The sequence below is a fragment of the Streptomyces zhaozhouensis genome, from assembly GCF_900230195.1.
Classification (GTDB): domain Bacteria; phylum Actinomycetota; class Actinomycetes; order Streptomycetales; family Streptomycetaceae; genus Streptomyces; species Streptomyces zhaozhouensis.
In genome coordinates, this window is sequence record NZ_OCNE01000002.1 from 361,543 (window position 1) to 379,684 (window position 18,142).

Here is an 18,142-nt window from a genome sequence, read left to right on the forward strand (position 1 = left end):
CGAGGGAGAGCACCGAGTGACCATCGCACCCGCCGCCCCCGCAGAGCCGGCCTCAGCGGCACTGACCCGCACCCTGGCCGACCTCACCGCCGACCTTCCGGCCACCGACCCCGCGCGGGTCGACGCGGCCGTCGCCCGGGGCCGCCATCCCGGCTCCGACGCGGCCGAGTCGCGGGAGTTGGCCATCGAGGCCGCGGCGGGGCTGATCGCCGAGGAGCCCTCGTACTCCCGGCTGGCCGCTCGGCTGCTCACCCTCGCGATCCGCGAGGAGGCCGCCGGCCAGGGCGCGGTGACCTTCGCCGAGTCGGTGGCGGTCGGCCACCGGGAGGGGCTGATCGGGGACACCACCGCGGCGTTCGTGCGCACCCACGCCGAGGAGTTGAACGCGCTGCTGGCCCGCACCGTGGCCGAGGGCGCGGACGACCGCTTCGGCTACTTCGGGCTGCGCACCGTCCAGTCGCGCTACCTGCTGCGCCACCCGCTGCACCGCAAGGTGATCGAGACCCCCCAGCACTTCCTGCTGCGCGTCGCCTGCGGCCTGGCGCCGGACGACTCGGCCGACGCGCTGGCGCAGGTCGCCGAGTTGTACCGGCTGACCAGCTCGCTGGCGTATCTGCCGTCCTCCCCGACGCTGTTCAACTCCGGCACCCGACACCCGCAGATGTCCTCGTGCTATCTGCTGGACTCCCCCGCCGACGAGCTGGACTCGATCTACGAGCGCTACCACCAGGTCGCCCGGCTCTCCAAGCACGCCGGCGGCATCGGCCTCTCCTACACCCGGGTGCGCGCCCGCGGTTCGCTGATCCGCGGCACCAACGGCGCCTCCAACGGCATCGTGCCGTTCCTGCGCACGCTGGACTCCTCGGTCGCCGCCGTCAACCAGGGCGGCCGGCGCAAGGGCGCGGCCTGCGTCTACCTGGAGACCTGGCACGCGGACATCGAGGAGTTCCTCGAACTGCGCGACAACACCGGCGAGGAGGCCAGGCGCACCCACAACCTGAACCTGGCGCACTGGATCCCGGACGAGTTCATGCGGCGGGTCGACGCCGACGCCGACTGGTCGCTCTTCTCCCCCGTGGACGTGCCGGAGCTGACGGACCTGTGGGGCGAGGAGTTCGACGCCGCCTACCGCGCGGCCGAGGCGAAGGGGCTGGCGCAGCGCCAGGTGCCGGCGCGGCAGCTGTACGCGCGGATGATGCGGACCCTGGCGCAGACCGGCAACGGCTGGATGACCTTCAAGGACGCCGCCAACCGCACCGCCAACCAGACCGCGAGGCCGGGCAACGTGGTGCACAGCTCCAACCTGTGCACCGAGATCCTGGAGGTCACCGACGACGACCAGACCGCCGTCTGCAACCTGGGCAGCGTCAACCTGGCGGCGCACCTCGGCGACGACGGCGGGATGGACTGGGAGCGGCTGGACGCCACCGTGCGGACCGCGGTGCTCTTCCTGGACCGCGTGGTGGACATCAACTTCTACCCGACCGAGCAGGCGGAGAACTCCAACTCCCGCTGGCGGCCGGTCGGCCTGGGCGTGATGGGCCTCCAGGACGTCTTCTTCCGGCTCGGGCTGCCGTTCGACTCACCGGCCGCCCGCGAGCTGTCCACCCGGATCGCGGAACGGATCATGCTCGCCGCGTACGAGACCTCCGCCGAGCTGGCCGAGCGCCACGGCCCGCACCCGGCGTGGGAGGACACCCGCACCGCGCGGGGTGTGCTGCACCCGGACCACTACGCCGACGCGAGCGCCGGCTGGCCTGAGCGCTGGGAGGCGCTGCGCGAGCGGATCGGCCGGGTGGGGATGCGCAACTCGCTGCTGCTGGCGATCGCGCCGACCGCCACCATCGCCTCGATCGCCGGCGTCTACGAGTGCGTCGAGCCGCAGGTCTCCAACCTGTTCAAGCGCGAGACGCTCAGCGGCGAGTTCCTCCAGGTCAACACCTACCTGGTCGCCGAGTTGAAGCGGCTGGGCCGCTGGGACGAGGCGACCCGGCAGGCGCTGCGCGCCGGCAACGGCTCGGTGGCCGAGGTGCCGGGGCTGCCCGACGAGGTGCGGGAGCTGTACCGCACGGCGTGGGAGATCCCGCAGCGCGCGCTGATCGACATGGCGGCCGACCGCACCCCGTACCTGGACCAGAGCCAGTCGCTGAACCTCTTCATGGCCTCGCCGACCATCGGCAAGCTCAGCTCGATGTACGCGTACGCCTGGAAGCGCGGCCTGAAGACCACCTACTACCTGCGGTCGCGGCCGGCGACCCGGATCGCGCAGTCCGCGCGTTCCGCCGCCACGACGGCCCCGCCGCCCACCCCGGTCGCCGCCGCCGGCGGCGACCCGCTTCCCGTCCCCGAGCAGGCCGTCGCCTGCTCCCTGGAGAACCCCGAGTCCTGCGAGGCGTGCCAGTGAGTGTCCCCACCCAGAACCCCGAACAGCCGAACGCGGCCGCCGGCCGGAAGAACCTGCTGGACCCCGGCTTCGAGCTGACGCTGCGCCCGATGCGCTACCCGGACTTCTACGAGCGCTACCGGGACGCCATCAAGAACACCTGGACGGTGGAGGAGGTCGACCTCCACTCGGACGTGGCCGACCTGGCCAAGCTCTCGCCGGGGGAACAGCACCTGATCGGGCGGTTGGTGGCGTTCTTCGCGACCGGTGACTCGATCGTCGCCAACAACCTGGTGCTCACCCTCTACAAGCACATCAACTCCCCGGAGGCGCGGCTGTACCTGTCGCGGCAGCTCTTCGAGGAGGCCGTGCACGTCCAGTTCTATCTGACGCTGCTGGACACCTATCTGCCCGACCCGGACGAGCGGGCCGCCGCGTTCGCCGCGGTGGAGAACATCCCGTCGATCCGGGAGAAGGCGGAGTTCTGCTTCCGCTGGATCGACTCGGTGGACGACCTGACGCGGCTGGAGAGCAAGGCGGACCGACGGCGTTTCCTGCTCAACCTGATCTGCTTCGCGGCCTGCATCGAGGGGCTGTTCTTCTACGGTGCCTTCGCCTACGTCTACTGGTTCCGCTCGCGCGGCCTGCTGCACGGGCTGGCCACCGGCACCAACTGGGTGTTCCGGGACGAGAGTATGCACATGGAGTTCGCGTTCTCCGTGGTGGACACCGTGCGCCAGGAGGAGCCGGACCTCTTCGACGAGGAGCTGGGCGAGCAGGTCACCGAGATGCTGCGCGAGGCGGTCGACGCCGAGTTGCAGTTCGCGCGTGACCTGTGCGGCGACGGGCTGGCCGGGATGAACACCGAGTCGATGCGCGAGTACCTGGAGTGCGTGGCGGACCAGCGGCTGGCGCGGCTGGGGCTCAAGCCGATCTACGGCTCGCGGAACCCGTTCTCGTTCATGGAGTTGCAGGACGTCCAGGAGTTGACCAACTTCTTCGAGCGGCGCCCCTCGGCCTACCAGGTCGCCGTGGAGGGCAACGTCTCCTTCGACGACGACTTCTGAGAACCCCGGCCTCCGAGGACCCCGGCCTCGGAGAGCCCCGACCGTCGAACGGGCCGTGCGGCCGGCGTGAGGTCACGCCGGCCGCACGGCCGTTCTCGTCCCGTCGGCCCGCCGGGGCCCCTCGGGGCGCGGCGTGGCTCAGATGCCGCAGCTGGGAGCCGACCAGAAGCGGCCGCTCTGGGTGCCGAGGTGGGCGTGGTCGTTGTGACCGGGGTAGCCCGGGCCCAGGATCTCGTTGAAGCCGTGGTAGCGCGCCTGCTGCACGATCTGGCAGAAGGTCGGCGAGCCGACCAGGTCGATGCCACGACCGTAGAGGTGGTTGCTGTTGGAGGCGCCGCCGGCCGCGCTGTTGCACGCGTAGGAACGGAAACCGCTGCTGGTGTTCAGCGGGCGGTCGCCGAGGGCGTGGCGCAGGGCCTCCAGCTTCCACATGGCCTGGAGCGCGTTGTTCCTGGCCGCGCTGGCGCTGACCGCGCCGCCTGACCAGTCGGAGTTGCACCGGTTCATCTCACCCCAGGTGAAGTGGATGGGGGTGCAGTCGTTGTCCTGCAACGAGTAGATCTTGCTGAAGGTCTGGTTGCCGGCGATGCCGTCGGCACCCAGGCCGTACGCCTGCTGGAAGCGGGTGACGGCGGCGGCCGTGGCCGGGCCGTACTCGCCGTCGATGGCCAGGACGGAGCCGTAGCCGGGGTATCCGGCGACGCGGATCTGGAGCTGTCGGACGTCCTCGCCGCTGCTGCCCTGGCTGAGGGTGCGGTTCCAGGTGTAGCAGCCGTCGGCCTGCGCCGTTCCGGCCGTCGCCACGGTACCGACCAGCGCTGCTGATGCGATCATGACAACGGTGAGAACGACTCTCACCATGCGTCTGAACATGCTGCCTCCGAGAAGGAAGTGTGGAGAGACGCAACGAGAGTGCCCCAGCGGTCAACGCGCGTCAACTCCCTCCGGGGCGCCGATGGTTGAACAACCGCGGACGCCCCGGAAGCGGAAGGAACGGTACCGCCCGAAGCCCCCCGATCAGTCCCGTTCCGCCCCCTCAGGACGCCACCGCGCGCGCCGCGCCGGTCGCGTCCGACGCGGGGCACCACTCGGCTCTCGGCCGCCCGGCCCTCGGCCAGCCCAGCTCTCGGCCAGCTCAGTTCTCGGCCGCTCAGCTCTCGTTGGGCACGGTCTCGTAGCGGGGGGTGCCCTCGGCCATCTGCTTCAGGGCGTTCTTGCGCTCCCGCTTGGAGAGCCGGTCCAGGTACAGCCGGCCGTAGAGGTGGTCCGTCTCGTGCTGCAGGCAACGGGCGAAGTATCCCGTGCCGCGCACCAGGATGGGCTTGCCGCTGGTGTCCTGGCCGCGCACCACCGCGTAGTCCGGCCTGGCCAGCTCGGCGTAGGCGGTCGGGACCGAGAGGCAGCCCTCGTTGTTGTCGTCCAGCACCCGGCGCTCGGCGGGCAGTTCCTCCAGGACGGGGTTGCAGACGACGCCGACGTGGCGCACGCCCTCGTCGTCCTCGCAGTCGTAGACGAAGACCTTGAGGTCCACCCCCACCTGGTTGGCGGCCAGGCCGACGCCCGACGCGGCGCGCTGGCTGGCGAACATGTCGTCGACCAGCGCGGCGAGACCCTCGTCGAACTCGGTGACATCGGCGCACTCGCGGTGCAGCACCGGGTTCCCCACCACCGTGATGGGCCGGACCGTCCCCCGCTCCCGGTGCGCCCGCTCGCGTTCACCGGCGTCCTGGGTGTCGTCGATGAACTCGCGCTCGTCGGTCTCTTGCTCCGCCATGGTCCGCCGTTCGCCTCTCGGTGTCGCCCGCGGGGCCCTCCCCCGCACTGCCGGGACAAGCTTACGGCGCGCGGGACGGTGCCGCTCCGCTCCCCGGGACGGGCGGCGGGAGCGTCCCAACGGGCGGGCTCAGCAGACCTCTTCGAGATCCCGCCAGGTCCGCGCCTCCGGCCGGTCGTTAACCCAGCCGTCCAGCAGCCCGCGCACCAGACCGCTGGGCGCGGCGATCCCGCACTCGCGCTCGGGCGACCACAGGGCGCCCGCTCCGGTGTGGCCGAGCGGCCCGGGGCGGCCGGGAACGCTGTGGTCGTGCGGGTCGTGCTGGGCCATGCCGTCGCCCTCCTCGCTCGGCATCCGGCTCTCCGAACACGACCGGCACAGCAGCCGGACCGACGACGACCAGTCCTCGGCCGCGTATCCCGCGTCGGCGGCCAGCCGCTCCAGGGCGTCCCGGTCCTCCTCGGTGGCCGCCTCGATCAGCACCACCCAGGTCGGGACGGCGGAGGGCGCCCAGAGCTCTATCTCGTCGAAGACGGGGAAGACGGCCGAGCCGCCGCCCACCCCCGTGGTCCGCTCGCCGCGCGGCACGCCGTCGTGGAGCACCACCTCGCCCCAGCGGCGGCCGGAGGACGGCAGCGGGATGTTCCGCACCTCGATCCTGGCCGGGTCCAGGCGCCGGCCCCAGACCACCTCGGCCTCGCCCTCGGGCGAGAGCCGCACGGCGGCGCCGCCCAGCTCCATCCCGCGCGGCTCGTCGGCGACGGACGAGCCGGCCGGCACCGGCAGCCCGTACGCCTGCCAGGCGCGGCGGGCCAGCGGCCAGTCCTGGAGCGCGGTCGCGGCGATGCCCACGTTCCACCAGTCAGGAGCGCCCGCGTCCCGCTCCAGCAGCGCGACGGCGCGCAGCCCGGCGGAGCGGGCCTGCTCCCAGTCGTGGCGGAACTTGTGGAGCAGCGCGAGGTTGAACCAGGACTCCGACAGCCACGGCTCCAGGTCGGCGGCGCGGGTCAGCAGCGCGTCCGCGTCCTCGTAACGACCGTCGTCGATGAGGGTGAAAGCCCGGTTGGTGGCCAGCCGCCAGTCCGTGGACGGACGCTGCCGCACCCTGCCGAAGATCCTCACGGTGTCCCGCCTGATTCCCGCCTCGTAGCCTGCACTTCACAGTTCTCCTGTCCGTCCCGCACCGCATCCAACCATGGGGGGAGTGCCGCCTGCTCACAGCATGGGTCAGCGAGCGGTCTCGCGCGAGACGGCGCAGGGGGGCGGAAGTCCAGCGGGGTGACCGGGACCGAACGCCGCCCGCCCGGGGCGCGCGGTCGTGCGCGCCCCGGGCGGGCATGGGATCTAAGGGTCTCGGGGCCTCGGACCGGGGGCTACGCCTCCTGGCGGTTCTGGGCCTCCCGGCAGTCCGGCTCCCCGTCCGGCTCCGCCGCGCGCCGCTCGTCGTCCCTGATGGCGTCGATCCGCTCCAGCACCTTGGCCCGGAGATCGGAGGGCACGTCGTCCTGGCCGCAGCAGCGCTTCACCAACTGCTTGACCGCCTGCTCCAGTCCGTACTTCTCCAGGCACGGAGAGCAGTCGTCGATGTGCTCGCGCATCTTGTCGCTGTCCCCGTCGGGCATCTCGTGGTCGAGATACTCGTAGAGGTGGTCGAGCACCTCCGAGCAGTCCGAGGGACGCGGCTCCTCGCCGGTCATGACTCCGAACCCTTCTGCGCCCCGGCGGGAACCAGGCCGCGCTCCCGCGCGTAGTCCTGGAGCATGTCGCGCAGCTGTCGCCGGCCACGGTGCAGCCGGGACATCACCGTGCCGATGGGGGTACCCATGATGTCGGCGATCTCCTTGTACGCAAAGCCCTCGACATCCGCGAGATAGACCGCGATGCGGAACTCCTCGGGGATCGCCTGGAGGGCCTGCTTCACGTCCGAGTCCGGCAGGTGGTCGAGGGCCTGGGACTCGGCGGAGCGCAGGCCGGTCGACATGTGCGACTCGGCCCTGGCCAGCTGCCAGTCCTCGATGTCCTCGGCCGCGCTGCGCTGCGGCTCGCGCTGCTTCTTGCGGTAGGAGTTGATGAAGGTGTTCGTGAGGATGCGGTACATCCACGCCTTGAGGTTGGTGCCCCGGCGGAACTGGTGGAACGAGCCGTACGCCTTGGCGTAGGTCTCCTGGACGAGATCCTCGGCGTCGGCCGGGTTGCGCGTCATGCGCAGGGCCGCCGAGTACATCTGGTCCAGGTAGCCGAGGGCGTCGCGCTCGAACCGCGCGTTACGCTCGGCCTCGGACTCCTCGGCCGCCGCTGTCTCCCGGGACACGCCGTCGTCGGTGCCGGTGACCTGACCCACCTCCCTCGTGTAGGCGCCGAGCCCGAACGCGGGCTCGCCCGACTGGGAGGATAGACGACGAACCGGTCCATCCGCCGACGCGGAGGCCCCTTCCGCGGCGAGCCGCAGCGTCGCCCAGTCGACCTCGCTGGCGCGCGGGGTGCGCTGCTCGGCGGGACGTGACGGGCAGGCGATGGAACCCATCTGGCGGTCTCCCTCTCTCGCCCTCGGGCGAGGCTCGGGTGCGGTCGGTCCCGCACGTCAACGCCGAACCCGCCCGGGGTATTCCGCGGCCCCGGACGGGACCGCCCCCGCCCGGCCCGCGCGGCTCGCCTGCCCCGCGCGTCACTGACCCGCGCGTCGCCGGCCCGCGCGGGTCAGAAGAGGGTGACCTCCTCGGGGCCCGGCAGCTCTGCGACCAGCTCGGGGCCGTTGTTCCGCACGTTGCTCACGTCCGTGGAGACCGGGTAGGCGCGGAACGAGCCGGGCGGCGGCGGGGCCAGCAGCGGGCGTATCGCCTCCGGCTCCCTGGCGGCCGGGTCCAGCCAGGCGTCCCAGCGGTCCGGCGGCAGGGCCAGCGGCATCCTGGGGTGGATGTCGGCCAGGGTGCGGGGCCCCTCGTCCCCCTCGGCGCGGCCCGGCAGCGGGGCGCCCTCGGCCTCCGTGGTCACCACCGTGCAGGTCGCCCACCAGGCCGACGGGTGGTCGTCGGGCAGGGTGCCGTCCCGCCAGAACTCGTAGAGCCCGGCGAGCGCCATGACCGCCCCGTCCACCGGGGTGACGAAGTACGGCTGCTTGCGCGGGCGCTTGCGCTTCCCCTTCTCCTCCTCCGTGCGCTCGGCGTCACCGGTCACCCACTCGTAGTAGCCGTCGGCCGGGAGCAGGCAGCGGCGGGCGGCGAAGGGGCGGCGGTAGGACGGCTTCTCGTGGACGGTCTCGGCCCTGGCGTTGATCATCCGGGCGCCGCCCTCGGGGGACTTGGCCCAGGAGGGGACCAGCCCCCAGCGCAGCTTGCGCAACTGGCGCACCGGCTCGGGGCCGCGCTCGCGCACCGGACGCTCCAGGACGGCGTACACCTCCTTGGTGGGCGCCACGTTCCAGTCCGCCGGGAGGGGCTCGCCCGGGTCCACCAGCCCCACGTCGAAGAGGCCGGCCAGGTCCTCGGGCCGTCGGCTCGCCGCATACCGTCCACACATGGCGCCCAAGGGTAGCGGCGGGGTCCGACAATCGGTCCCGGGCGCCCTGGACCGCCCCCGGAGGGTGGGCGGCGACCGGCCTGCGCGGCGGGACGCGGAGAACGGCGGTATGCGGAGAAGGAGTTGACGGCTGAGGGGGCTCGCGTGGCCGTTTCGTCGCCGTCCCGTGGACGCGCTTCCACGACGCTAGGGTGTTCGAAACCCCCACTGGTCCATCGCAACGAAACGGGGAGCCATGGACTACTGCGAGACGTGTCGCCGCCACATCAACGGCGCGCTGATCTGCCCCGGTTGCGGGGAGTTGGCCGCGTGGCCGGGCAGGGCGGACGAGGCCGGCGCGGACCGCGCCGCCGCCACCGAGCCCGCCGCCGTCCCGCCGGCGACCGGCGGGCGCCGGGAGCGGCGCGAACGCGCGCGGGCCGGCGGCGAGACCGCCGCGCCGCCCACCGCCGCCGGCGAGGAGGCCGGGGGCGCGCCCGCAGGGCGCCCGCGCCGGCGCGCGAGCCATGCGGCCAGCGGCCCGGGGCGCCGCCGCTATCTGATAGCCGGCGTGCTCGGCCTGGTGGTGCTGGGCGTGGCCGTGGCCGAGGTCGGCGAGGTGGTGATGCCGACCAGCGAGTCCGAGCGGGAAGAGGTGGAGGCGCGGGACTCGCCGTCGGCCTCCGAGTCGGAGTCCGCGCCGGACGACGACCCGTCGAGCCCCGAGGCCGGCGGTCCCGCGGACGGCGGGACGGAGGACGCCACCATCGACGCCGCCGCGTCGGACGCCACCGAGAGCCGGGACGAGGACGAGGAAGAGGAGCGGACCGCCGCCGAGGAGCCCGGTGAGGAGAGCGAGGAGGAGTCGGAGGAGCCGCCCCCGACCGAGCACGGCGGGACCGTCGAGCCGACCGACCCCACCGACGCCCCCGAGGACCCCGGCCCCGGCGACCCGGGCGAGGGCGACGGCGACCCGACTCCCCCGCAACCCGACCCGACCACGCCCCCGGACGACGGCGGCGAGGACCCGGGTGAGGGCGGCGGCGAGGACGACGACTCCTGCGTCCTGTGGTGGTGCTGGTGACACCGAGGCGCCCGTAGCGCCGCGCGAAGGAAGCGGGGGCGCGCGCCAGTTGGCGCGCGCCCCCGCTTTGGTGCGCGAGGCCGAGGGCCCTGGTGCGCTCTCACCAGGGCCCTCGGTGGTACGTGGAGCCGGTGGGGACCGGGGCACGCGGGCGCGTCCCGTCCCCCGCCGGCTACACCTCCGTCAGAGAGGCTACGCCGCTCGGAGCCGGTTCATGCCTCGTTCCGTCACTTACCCGCTCCGTTCGGCGACTTACCGCGCTCGGACCGCGACGTACCCGGTCGCTCCGGACGCCGCCGCGGGCGCCCGCGGCCCGCCGCGCTCCGCTACGCCTCCTCGCCGAAGAGGTTGGTGTAGGTGGCCAGCGCGATCGCGATGTCCGCCTGCGCCCAGAAGCGGTGGTAGGTGAACGTCGGCGCCTCGCCGCCGTTCAGGTACTCCTCCACCTGCGGCCAGTCCGGGTCGTCCTGGTAGAAGGAACGCAGCGACTCGAAGGTCGCGCCCGGCTCGATCACGTCGCCGTTCGGCATCGTGCCGCTGAAGTCGGACGGGATGTGCACCTCGTCGCCGAAGCGGCTGAAGTCCTCCCGCGTCTCCTCGGTGGCCACCCCGATGTCGTCGGAGTTGGCCAGCAGCGCGTCCAGCAGCCCGGCCGCCGTCTCCTGGGCCGCCGTGTCCCCGCTCGCCGCGGCGTAGAAGGCCAGCGCGTTCGCCAACGAACCGGCCACGCCCACGTCCTGCGAGTGCCCGACGACCTCGACGTGCAGGCCGGCGTTGTCGCCCGGGTTCGCCGGGTCCCAGGTGTCCGGCTGGCCGGACCAGGAGAGCGTCGCCGGGATGGCGAAGTCCGCGCCGTTGCCCACGGTCACCTCGGGCAGCACCCAGGCGACCCACTTGTCGAGCACCTCGCCGGCCAGCTCGTCGCCCGACTCGTAGTAGTACTCGGCCAGGCGCTGCATCGACCACGCCTGCATACCGAACCACTCGTTGGACGGCGGGTCGTGGTAGACCGGGTCCTCGTCGTACCACATGCCGTAGAACGTCGAGGTGTCGGCCGGGGGCTCGCCGTAGGCGCCGTCCCAGCTGTTGTTGGCGCCACCGGCGATGCCGCCCTCGGCGGACTGGAGCCAGCGGTAGAACTCGACCATCCGGTCCAGGCTCGCGCCCCAGTCCTCGCCCGCGCTCGGCGAGTCGGGAACCAGCGCCTCGTCCGAGGAGAGCGCGTAGGCGGCGAGCGGATTCTGGTAGCCGAAGTGGTTGAAACTGGAGCCGATCCGCCAGGACCAGCCGGCGGACGTGTCCAGCGCGCCGCCCCAGGCGTAGTACCAGGACATCAGGTACTGCGAGCTGTTCTTGCCGCTGCCTGCCGGGCACTCGGTCGGGCCGACGCAGTCACCGACCTGCTTGAAGTACTTGTCGTACATCGAGTACCGCAGATAGTCGCCCAGTTGAGCCGCCTTCTCCACGGTCTCGGCGACCTGCGCCTGGTTGCCCTGCTCCGAGGCCCACTGGTTGGCCCAGTAGGCCGCCTGCACGGCGCGGGCGTCGGCGTCCGGCGCGTTGGTGTACCGCCACTGGGTGGCGTACGCCGCGTCGTCGGTGAACAGGTCGAGATAGCCGTTCTCGCCACCGAAGCTGAAGTCGTCGCAGGACGGGTGCGGAACGGTCTCCCACACCGACTCCTGCGGACCGCGCTGGAAGGTGTTGATGAACGACGGCCCCTCGGCGTTGCCGCCGCACGGGTCGCCCGGGGTGTTGCCGTAGCCATAGACGTTGTCCACGTCCTGGAGCCAGTGCATCCCGTAGATGTCGTCCGTGCCGTAGGTGGACGACAGCTCGTTCGCCAACGGGTCCTCGCCGACGGGGACGTTGGGGTCCAACGGCGCCGGGTAGTTCGAGGGGTCGTTGGACTCCGGCGCGTAGGTCGCCGGGGACGAGGGGTCGTAGAAGCTGTTGGTCGGCTGATCCGCGGCGCCGGGGATCATGTACTCCTCCATCAGCGCCCAGGAGTCGTTGAACGGCCCCCAGTCGCCGGTGACCTGGCCGTACTGCGCCTCCAGCCAGATCAGATAGGAGTAGGCCTCGGACGTGGTCTCGTGACCGTGGTCCGGGGCCTCGATGATCAGCGTCTCGACCGCGTGATAGGGGATGCCCTCGGCCGAGAAGTACCCGCTGGCCGGGTCCTTGATCTTCTCGTACAACTCCAGGAACTCGTCCTCGTACTGCGTCGTGCCGACGCCGTCCCCGGCGGCCGACGGGCTGGCGTTGCTGTTGCCCGCGGCGGTCAGCCCGAGCGGCAGGGACAGGGCCACGGCACCCGCGACCCAGAGGCGGCGGCTCTTCTTGCGTGATCTCGCTCTTGTTGAAGTCCCGATGGGAGATCCACGGTGGATTCGCATCGAACCTCCTCGCGGCTCGGAGGGGGAAGAAGGTGCCCGTCGGGGTGACGCGCACAGGCCAGTGGGAGCGCTCCCAAGAATCCGAGCATTACCTGAACACGTCAACCCCCCGGGAAAACCCCATGATGAAGCGGCAGGTCAGCGGCGAATTCTTGAACGACCCCTTGGCGAGAGGGGGTTGATTGCCCTACGGTCCCTTCAACCAGTGGGAGCGGTCCCAAGCCGATCGAGGCGCCGAGGACGGGCGCCGGACGAACTGGAGCCGCTTCCGAGTGCACCCCCTTGTCCCCCACCACCCCACCAGCCACCACGAGTGTTCGGCCATCCGTCGCCGACCCGCCCCCGGCGGGCGGCGGCACAGCGGAGGTCCCCTTCGGCCCTCCGACCGGCCTCACCGGGAGGACACGTGGGCGTGCGACGGGCACGGGTCCCGGCGGCGCCCTGAACACGTCGTCCGGCGACCGTTCCCGCCGACACGGCACGGGTCCGGTGAGCCCACCGGTTCGCCCTTCCTTACCTGACGCACGACGGCACGACCCGCACCTCGGTCGGGCCGACGCAACCATCTGGAGGAAGCACCGCAATGAGCCGCACCAACCCCCCACGTCACCGCGCCAGGAAGCGGACCGCGCTCGTCGCGGGCGCCCTGCTGGGCGCCGGAGTGATGACGCTCGGCACGCTCGGCACGGCCAATGCCGACGACGACGCCCGGCCGCTCGAACGGGTGGACAACCCGTACGAGGGCGCCGGTGTCTACGTGAACCCCGACTGGTCGGCCAACGCCGCCTCCGAGCCTGGCGGCGAGGCCATCGCCGACCAGCCGACCGCCGTCTGGCTGGACCGGATCGCCGCGATCGACGGCGGCTCGGCCGGCAACAGCACCGGTCTGCGCGAGCACCTCGACAACGCGCTGGTCCAGGCCGAGGGCCACGACGACTTCGTCTTCCAGGTCGTGATCTACAACCTGCCGGGCCGCGACTGCTCCGCGCTCGCCTCCAACGGCGAGCTGGGACCCGACGAGCTCGACCGCTACCAGTCGGAGTTCATCGACCCGATCGCCGAGATCATCGGCGACCCGGCCTACGCCGACCTGCGGATCGTCACGGTCATCGAGATCGACTCGCTGCCCAACCTGGTGACCAACGTCAGCCCGCGCGAGACCGCCACGCCCGAGTGCGACGAGATGCTGGCCAACGGCAACTACGTCAACGGCGTCGCGTACGCGCTGGAGACCCTGGGCGCCATCGAGAACGTCTACAACTACGTCGACGCCGGCCACTACGGCTGGCTCGGCTGGGACAACAACTTCGGCCCCTCGGCCCAGCTCTTCGCCGAGGCCGCCACCACCGGCGGCGCCACCGTCGACGACGTGCACGGCTTCATCGTCAACACGGCCAACTTCGGCCCGACGGTCGAGCCGTACTACAGCATCGACGACACCATCAACGGCACCACGGTGCGGGAGAGCGACTGGGTCGACTGGAACTACTACGTCGACAACCAGTCCTTCGCCCAGGGCTTCCGCGAGGAACTGGTCTCCCAGGGCTTCAACTCGGACATCGGGATGCTGATCGACACCTCGCGCAGCGGCTGGGGCGGTCCTGACCGTCCGAGCGGGCCCGGTCCCGAGACCGACGTGAACGCGTATGTCGAGGGCAGCCGCGTCGACCAGCGCATCCACGCCGGCAACTGGTGCAACCAGGCCGGTGCCGGCATCGGCGAGCGTCCCGAGGTCGCGCCCGCCGCGGGCATCGACGCCTACGTGTGGGTCAAGCCCCCGGGTGAGTCGGACGGCTCCAGCGAGGAGATCCCGAACGACGAGGGCAAGGGCTTCGACCGGATGTGCGACCCCACCTACGAGGGGAACCCGCGCAACAACAACAACATGTCGGGTGCCCTGGCGGACGCCCCGATCTCCGGGCACTGGTTCTCCGCGCAGTTCCAGGAGCTGCTGGCCAACGCCTACCCCCCGCTGTGATCGACCCGTCGATCACCGTGTGACCCATGCCCCGGGGGTCCGGCCCGGTGACTGACCGGCCCCCCGGGTCCCGGTGGCGCACACACCACCGAGAGCCCCCCACGCGCCCGCCCCCGCTGCCCTGCCGGCAGCGGGGGCGCGGTGCGTCCCGGCGCGTCGCGGGCTCCTCGGCTTCAGAAGGTGAACGTTTCCGCGGACGCGCCCGCCGGCTCAGGACGGCGGCGACGGCCACCGGCGGGCGCCGAACTGGGTCACCGTCACCAGCGTCCCGCCGTCCGGCGAGAGGGCCACGCCGCCGTCGGCGCAGCCGAACGGTATCTCCGCCCACGTCCGCCGCGCCCCCGCGTCCCAGACCGCGCCCCAGCCGTGACTGCCCGGGAAGTACGCCCGGGGCCCGGCAGCCGACCAGACCAGCTGACCGTCCGGCTGGTCGAACATCGGCAGGTCGCGGACCGCGGTCACCGGCGGCACCGCCGCGCCGCCCGCTCCCGGCCCGACGGCCAGCAGCCACAGCCCCGCGTGCCCCCTGTGGGTCGCGCCGGCGACGGCCAGCGTCCGGCCGTCGGGCGCGAACGCCAGCCCCGTGACCTGCCGCAACCCGGCCGGAGCTGTGACCGGCACGGCGCCGCCGCCTGCCACCTCGCGGACCACCACCCGGCTCGCCGCGTCCCGCACGCCGAAGGCGACCCGCTCCCCCGGGGCGTCCAGCGCCGCCATGTCCACCCGGGCGCCCCGCCACGAGACCGTCTCCCTGGCCGACTCGGTCAGCGACAGCAGCGGCTTCCCACCCCGCACGTCCAACACCACGACACGGCCGGTCACATGGGCCGCCAGCGCCACCCGCGAGCCGTCGGCGCTGAACGCGACGCGCAGCCGTTCCTCCTCGTCCCAGGAGTCCGGGGGCAGCGCGTACACCCAGCGGGTGGTGCCGGTGTCCACCTCGTCGAGGGCCAGCGCCGACTCGTCGCCCAGCAGGCCGCGGGCCAGCACCTCGCCCGACGGGGCGAAGGCCAGGTCGGAGAGGTAGGAGGAGCCGGGGACCTCGGGCAGCAGACGGATGCTGGGCGGGCCCTCACCCGCGTCGCCGGCCGGCCAGCGGCACAGCACCTGCGGCCGGCCGACCGAGTCCCGGTCCAGCTTGGCGCAGAAGGCCAGCGCCCGCGCCCCGTCCGCCACGGCGGCGACCCGCACCGACCAGTGGGAGCAGGGCAGCTCGGCCGGCTCGCCGGCGCCGGCCGGGACCGGGCCCGCGAGCGCGGGCGGCAGTCCGGCGAGCAGCACCCGGCCGGGCGCCGGCTCCTCCGCCGGCACCTCCTCCTCCGGCCGTTCGAGACCGGCGAGGAACCAGACGTCGATCTCCTCCTGCACCACCACCAGCGCGCGGCCGTCCGGGGTGAACGCCCCGATGGCGTTGCCCGGATCGGCCCACAGCGTGCGGCCGGCGCCGTCGAAGAGCAGCGAGCCGAAGTCGGCCCCGACGAAGCCGTAGGGGCCGCCCGGCGTCCAGCAGGCCCGCGCGGAGATCGCCGCCGCGGGCGAGTCCGCGTCCAGCCCCTCGGTGAACTCGCCGGGCCGCAGCAGGGGTTGGCCGACCAACGCGAAACGGTCGCCGTCCCGCTCCACGGTCAGCCGACGGGCCGCCGGCCGGGCCGTCGTCCCGATGCCGGCGCGCTCGGGAGCGCCGCCCACCACGCCGCCGACCACGAAGAGCCCCTCGCCCTCCGGTGCCAGGGCCAGCGCGGCGATCGAGCTGAGGCCGGTGTCGGCGACGGCCAGCACCCTGCCGTCCGGCACGGATCGCAGCACCACCCGCCCCGCCGGCGCCGCGTGGGCCAGCAACTCGCCCGCGGCGTCCAGCGCGACCGGGCCGAACGCGTCGTCGCCCGCCAGCCGCAGCAGCACCCGGCCCGTCTCCGCGGCCAGCACGGCGACCACGTCCGAGCTGCCGGTGCCGACGGCGAGCCGCCGCCCGTCGGCCGAGAACCCGAAGCGGACCAGGTCGTCCATGCTGACCTCGGCCTCCTCGGGGGCCGGGCCCTCCTCCGCGTGCTCGGCGCCCTCGGCCGCGTGCGGCCTGACCCGCCACAGCCGCTCGCCGCTCGCCGCCGACCAGGCGTGCCAGGCGCCCTCGACGGCGGCCACCAGGAGGCGTCCGTCCGGGGAGAGTTGCAGGTCGTAGCACTCGTCGTGGAACTGCGTGCCGTCCAGATACCAGACCAGCGGCGCGTCCCGCGTGGTCTCCCAGCGGGCGATGTCCCCGCCGTTGTGATGCCACTCGGCCGCGGCGGCCAGTGCCAGCCAGCGCAGCCCGGCGGGCGCGGCGACCGCGCTGGCGCCGTTGTAGAAGTACGCCGTGCGCGCCTCGTCCCCCGGCTGGTCGGCGGCGTGGGCCGGGGGGAGCACCACCGGGGGCGCCGTCGCCGGATCGTCCTCCTCCGCCCAGTCCTCGGCCACCGGGTGGTCGACCGTGCCGGTCTCCACGTGGTCGAGGCGCCCCAGCGCGCGGGTGCCGGCGAACGCGTGGTGCGGGCGGATGTCCCCCGAGGTCCACCGCGCCCACCAGGCGTCCGGCATCGGGCGCTGCGCCGCCGGCCACCGCAGCGCCTCGGCGCGCAGCGCGGCCAGCCGCTCCGGCGGCACCAGCTCCAGCAGCCGGCAGACCTCCCACCAGGTCCGCTCGCTCGGCCGCTCGGCCAGCAGCGCCCGCACGGCCTCCTCCGGCGGAGCCTTCGAGGTGCCGTGCCCCTCGGGGCCTTCGGCCCGGGAGCGGGGGGTGGTGGGCGGTGGGGGGTCGGAGGCGTTCATGACGTCCGTCCTTGGTTCGGCGGGCGAAGTCAGGGGTCAGCCGAGGTCGTGACCGCGTATCTCGGCCGGGGAGGCGACGACCAGGGCGCGGCCGTCCGGGGTGAGCGCCCAGGCCGTGGAACGGCCCAGGTCGGAGACGGAACGGAGCGGGCCGCCGCCGGCCAGGTCCCAGACCGTGACGGTGCGGTCGACGCGCAGGGCCGCCCTGGGGCCGGCCGCGCCCCAGACCGGGCGGAGCGTCTGGTGGGCGGCCTCGGCGGGCAGCGCGGCCAGGCGCCGCCGTTCGACCACCTCCGCGCCGGGAGGCAGCGCCGGGTCGAGGAGCACGGCCTCCGCCGTGCCGTCCGCCGTGCCGACCACCATCAGCCGCGTGCCGTCGGGCGCGAAGACCAGCCCCGCGCACCAGTCGAGCCCCGTGGCCAGGACCCGCAACGCGCCGCCGTCCTGGGTGAGTACGGCGACGCCGCCGTCCGGGGCGCGCTCGTAGGGCCGGCAGAGCCGGAACGCGAGCCGCGAGCCGTCGGTGTCGACCGCGACCGCCTCGCTGCCGCCGACCGGGGGCGGCTCGGCGGCGCCGTCCACCAGCCGGGAGCCGTCGGTCGCCGACCAGGCCAGCACGGAACGGCTCGCCTGGTCGCAGCCCGCGACCACCTCGCCGTCCCCGCTGACCGCGAGCCGCAGACCGCCGCACTCGCCGAAGGCGGCGTAGACCGGCCGGCTCAGCGCGCGCCGCCAGCGCTCGACCGGCGTCGGCTCCAGCGTGAAGTGCGCCAACTGGCCCAGCTGTTGCTCCTCGCTGCCGCCGAGCGAGACCGTCAGCGCCCGGCCGCCACGGCTGAAGAGCAGATCCCGCACCACCGCGCCACGCGGCCGGCGGGCCATGGGAAGACGTAACGGCGGGCCGCCCTCGTCCGGGGCGAGCACCATCAGCTCGGCGAGGCCCGGGAACCAGGGCGCCGAAGTGGCCACCGCGACCCGGGAGAGCCCGGACGTGGCCGCGACCGCCGTGACCCGCTGCGCCGCGGCGGGCCGCCCGGGCAACGGCCGGCGAAGATCGAGATCGCCGGGCGCACAGAGTTGTCGAACAGCCATGCAAGGGACCATAGACCGAGGCACCGACAGTCGATGCCCCCTTGCACAACCTTCTGGCTACCGGC

Annotated in this window: 13 protein-coding genes; 4 read left to right on the forward strand and 9 right to left on the reverse strand. The window is 73.2% G+C overall.

Going from position 1 to position 18,142, the window contains the following annotated elements; genetic code table 11:
- The first annotated feature begins 16 nt into the window (after positions 1 to 16).
- Positions 17 to 2,404 carry a ribonucleoside-diphosphate reductase subunit alpha gene (locus CRP51_RS04790; RefSeq protein WP_097229702.1) on the forward strand — a complete coding sequence of 796 codons (2,388 nt, stop codon included), beginning with the start codon at positions 17 to 19 and terminating at the stop codon, positions 2,402 to 2,404.
- Positions 2,401 to 3,450 carry a ribonucleotide-diphosphate reductase subunit beta gene (locus tag CRP51_RS04795; RefSeq protein ID WP_097229703.1) on the forward strand — a complete coding sequence of 350 codons (1,050 nt, stop codon included), beginning with the start codon at positions 2,401 to 2,403 and terminating at the stop codon, positions 3,448 to 3,450. Before CRP51_RS04790 ends, CRP51_RS04795 begins: the two co-directional genes overlap by 4 nt.
- 138 nt (positions 3,451 to 3,588) lie before the next feature.
- Here CRP51_RS04795 and CRP51_RS04800 read toward each other — a convergent pair whose 3' ends face one another.
- The 6 genes from CRP51_RS04800 to CRP51_RS04825 all read right to left on the reverse strand — a co-directional run bounded on the left by CRP51_RS04800 (position 3,589) and on the right by CRP51_RS04825 (position 8,740).
- A complete protein-coding gene (locus tag CRP51_RS04800) occupies positions 3,589 to 4,323 on the reverse strand; it encodes a D-Ala-D-Ala carboxypeptidase family metallohydrolase (protein WP_097229704.1) in 735 nt (244 codons plus the stop codon).
- Positions 4,324 to 4,600: 277 nt separating this feature from the next.
- Positions 4,601 to 5,224: a peptide deformylase gene (def, locus tag CRP51_RS04805; protein ID WP_097229705.1), complete on the reverse strand. Its 624-nt coding sequence runs from the start codon at positions 5,222 to 5,224 to the stop codon at positions 4,601 to 4,603.
- Between the two features lie 129 nt (positions 5,225 to 5,353).
- Entirely contained in the window at positions 5,354 to 6,346 is a 993-nt protein-coding gene (locus CRP51_RS04810; RefSeq protein WP_097229706.1) for a tetratricopeptide repeat protein, read from the reverse strand.
- A gap of 251 nt (positions 6,347 to 6,597) precedes the next feature.
- On the reverse strand, positions 6,598 to 6,921 hold the full coding sequence (rsrA, locus tag CRP51_RS04815) for a mycothiol system anti-sigma-R factor (RefSeq protein ID WP_097229707.1): 324 nt from the start codon (positions 6,919 to 6,921) through the stop codon (positions 6,598 to 6,600).
- Positions 6,918 to 7,565, reverse strand: a complete 648-nt coding sequence (locus tag CRP51_RS04820) for a sigma-70 family RNA polymerase sigma factor (RefSeq protein ID WP_170970439.1) — start codon at positions 7,563 to 7,565, stop codon at positions 6,918 to 6,920. The genes rsrA and CRP51_RS04820 overlap by 4 nt, the downstream gene beginning before the upstream one ends.
- Before the next feature lie 356 nt (positions 7,566 to 7,921).
- Positions 7,922 to 8,740: an SOS response-associated peptidase gene (locus CRP51_RS04825; protein WP_097229709.1), complete on the reverse strand. Its 819-nt coding sequence runs from the start codon at positions 8,738 to 8,740 to the stop codon at positions 7,922 to 7,924.
- A gap of 235 nt (positions 8,741 to 8,975) precedes the next feature.
- Here CRP51_RS04825 and CRP51_RS04830 point away from each other — a divergent pair, with 235 nt between their 5' ends.
- Positions 8,976 to 9,803 (forward strand): SCO2400 family protein, encoded by an 828-nt coding sequence (locus CRP51_RS04830; protein ID WP_097229710.1) that lies wholly within the window; start codon positions 8,976 to 8,978, stop codon positions 9,801 to 9,803.
- 326 nt (positions 9,804 to 10,129) lie between these two features.
- Here the strand turns inward: CRP51_RS04830 and CRP51_RS04835 are convergent, their stop codons facing one another.
- Positions 10,130 to 12,202, reverse strand: coding sequence for a glycoside hydrolase family 48 protein (locus tag CRP51_RS04835; RefSeq protein ID WP_097229711.1), 2,073 nt, complete (start codon positions 12,200 to 12,202; stop codon positions 10,130 to 10,132).
- A 583-nt stretch (positions 12,203 to 12,785) separates the two neighbouring features.
- On the opposite strand from CRP51_RS04835, the gene CRP51_RS04840 reads away from it, so the two are divergent.
- Positions 12,786 to 14,180 (forward strand): glycoside hydrolase family 6 protein, encoded by a 1,395-nt coding sequence (locus CRP51_RS04840; protein ID WP_097229712.1) that lies wholly within the window; start codon positions 12,786 to 12,788, stop codon positions 14,178 to 14,180.
- Positions 14,181 to 14,390: 210 nt separating this feature from the next.
- On the opposite strand, the gene CRP51_RS04845 is transcribed toward CRP51_RS04840, so the two are convergent.
- A complete protein-coding gene (locus tag CRP51_RS04845) occupies positions 14,391 to 16,985 on the reverse strand; it encodes a PQQ-binding-like beta-propeller repeat protein (RefSeq protein ID WP_097229713.1) in 2,595 nt (864 codons plus the stop codon).
- A 36-nt stretch (positions 16,986 to 17,021) separates the two neighbouring features.
- On the reverse strand, positions 17,022 to 18,077 hold the full coding sequence (locus tag CRP51_RS04850) for a WD40 repeat domain-containing protein (RefSeq protein ID WP_141514549.1): 1,056 nt from the start codon (positions 18,075 to 18,077) through the stop codon (positions 17,022 to 17,024).
- Positions 18,078 to 18,142: the final 65 nt, after the last annotated feature.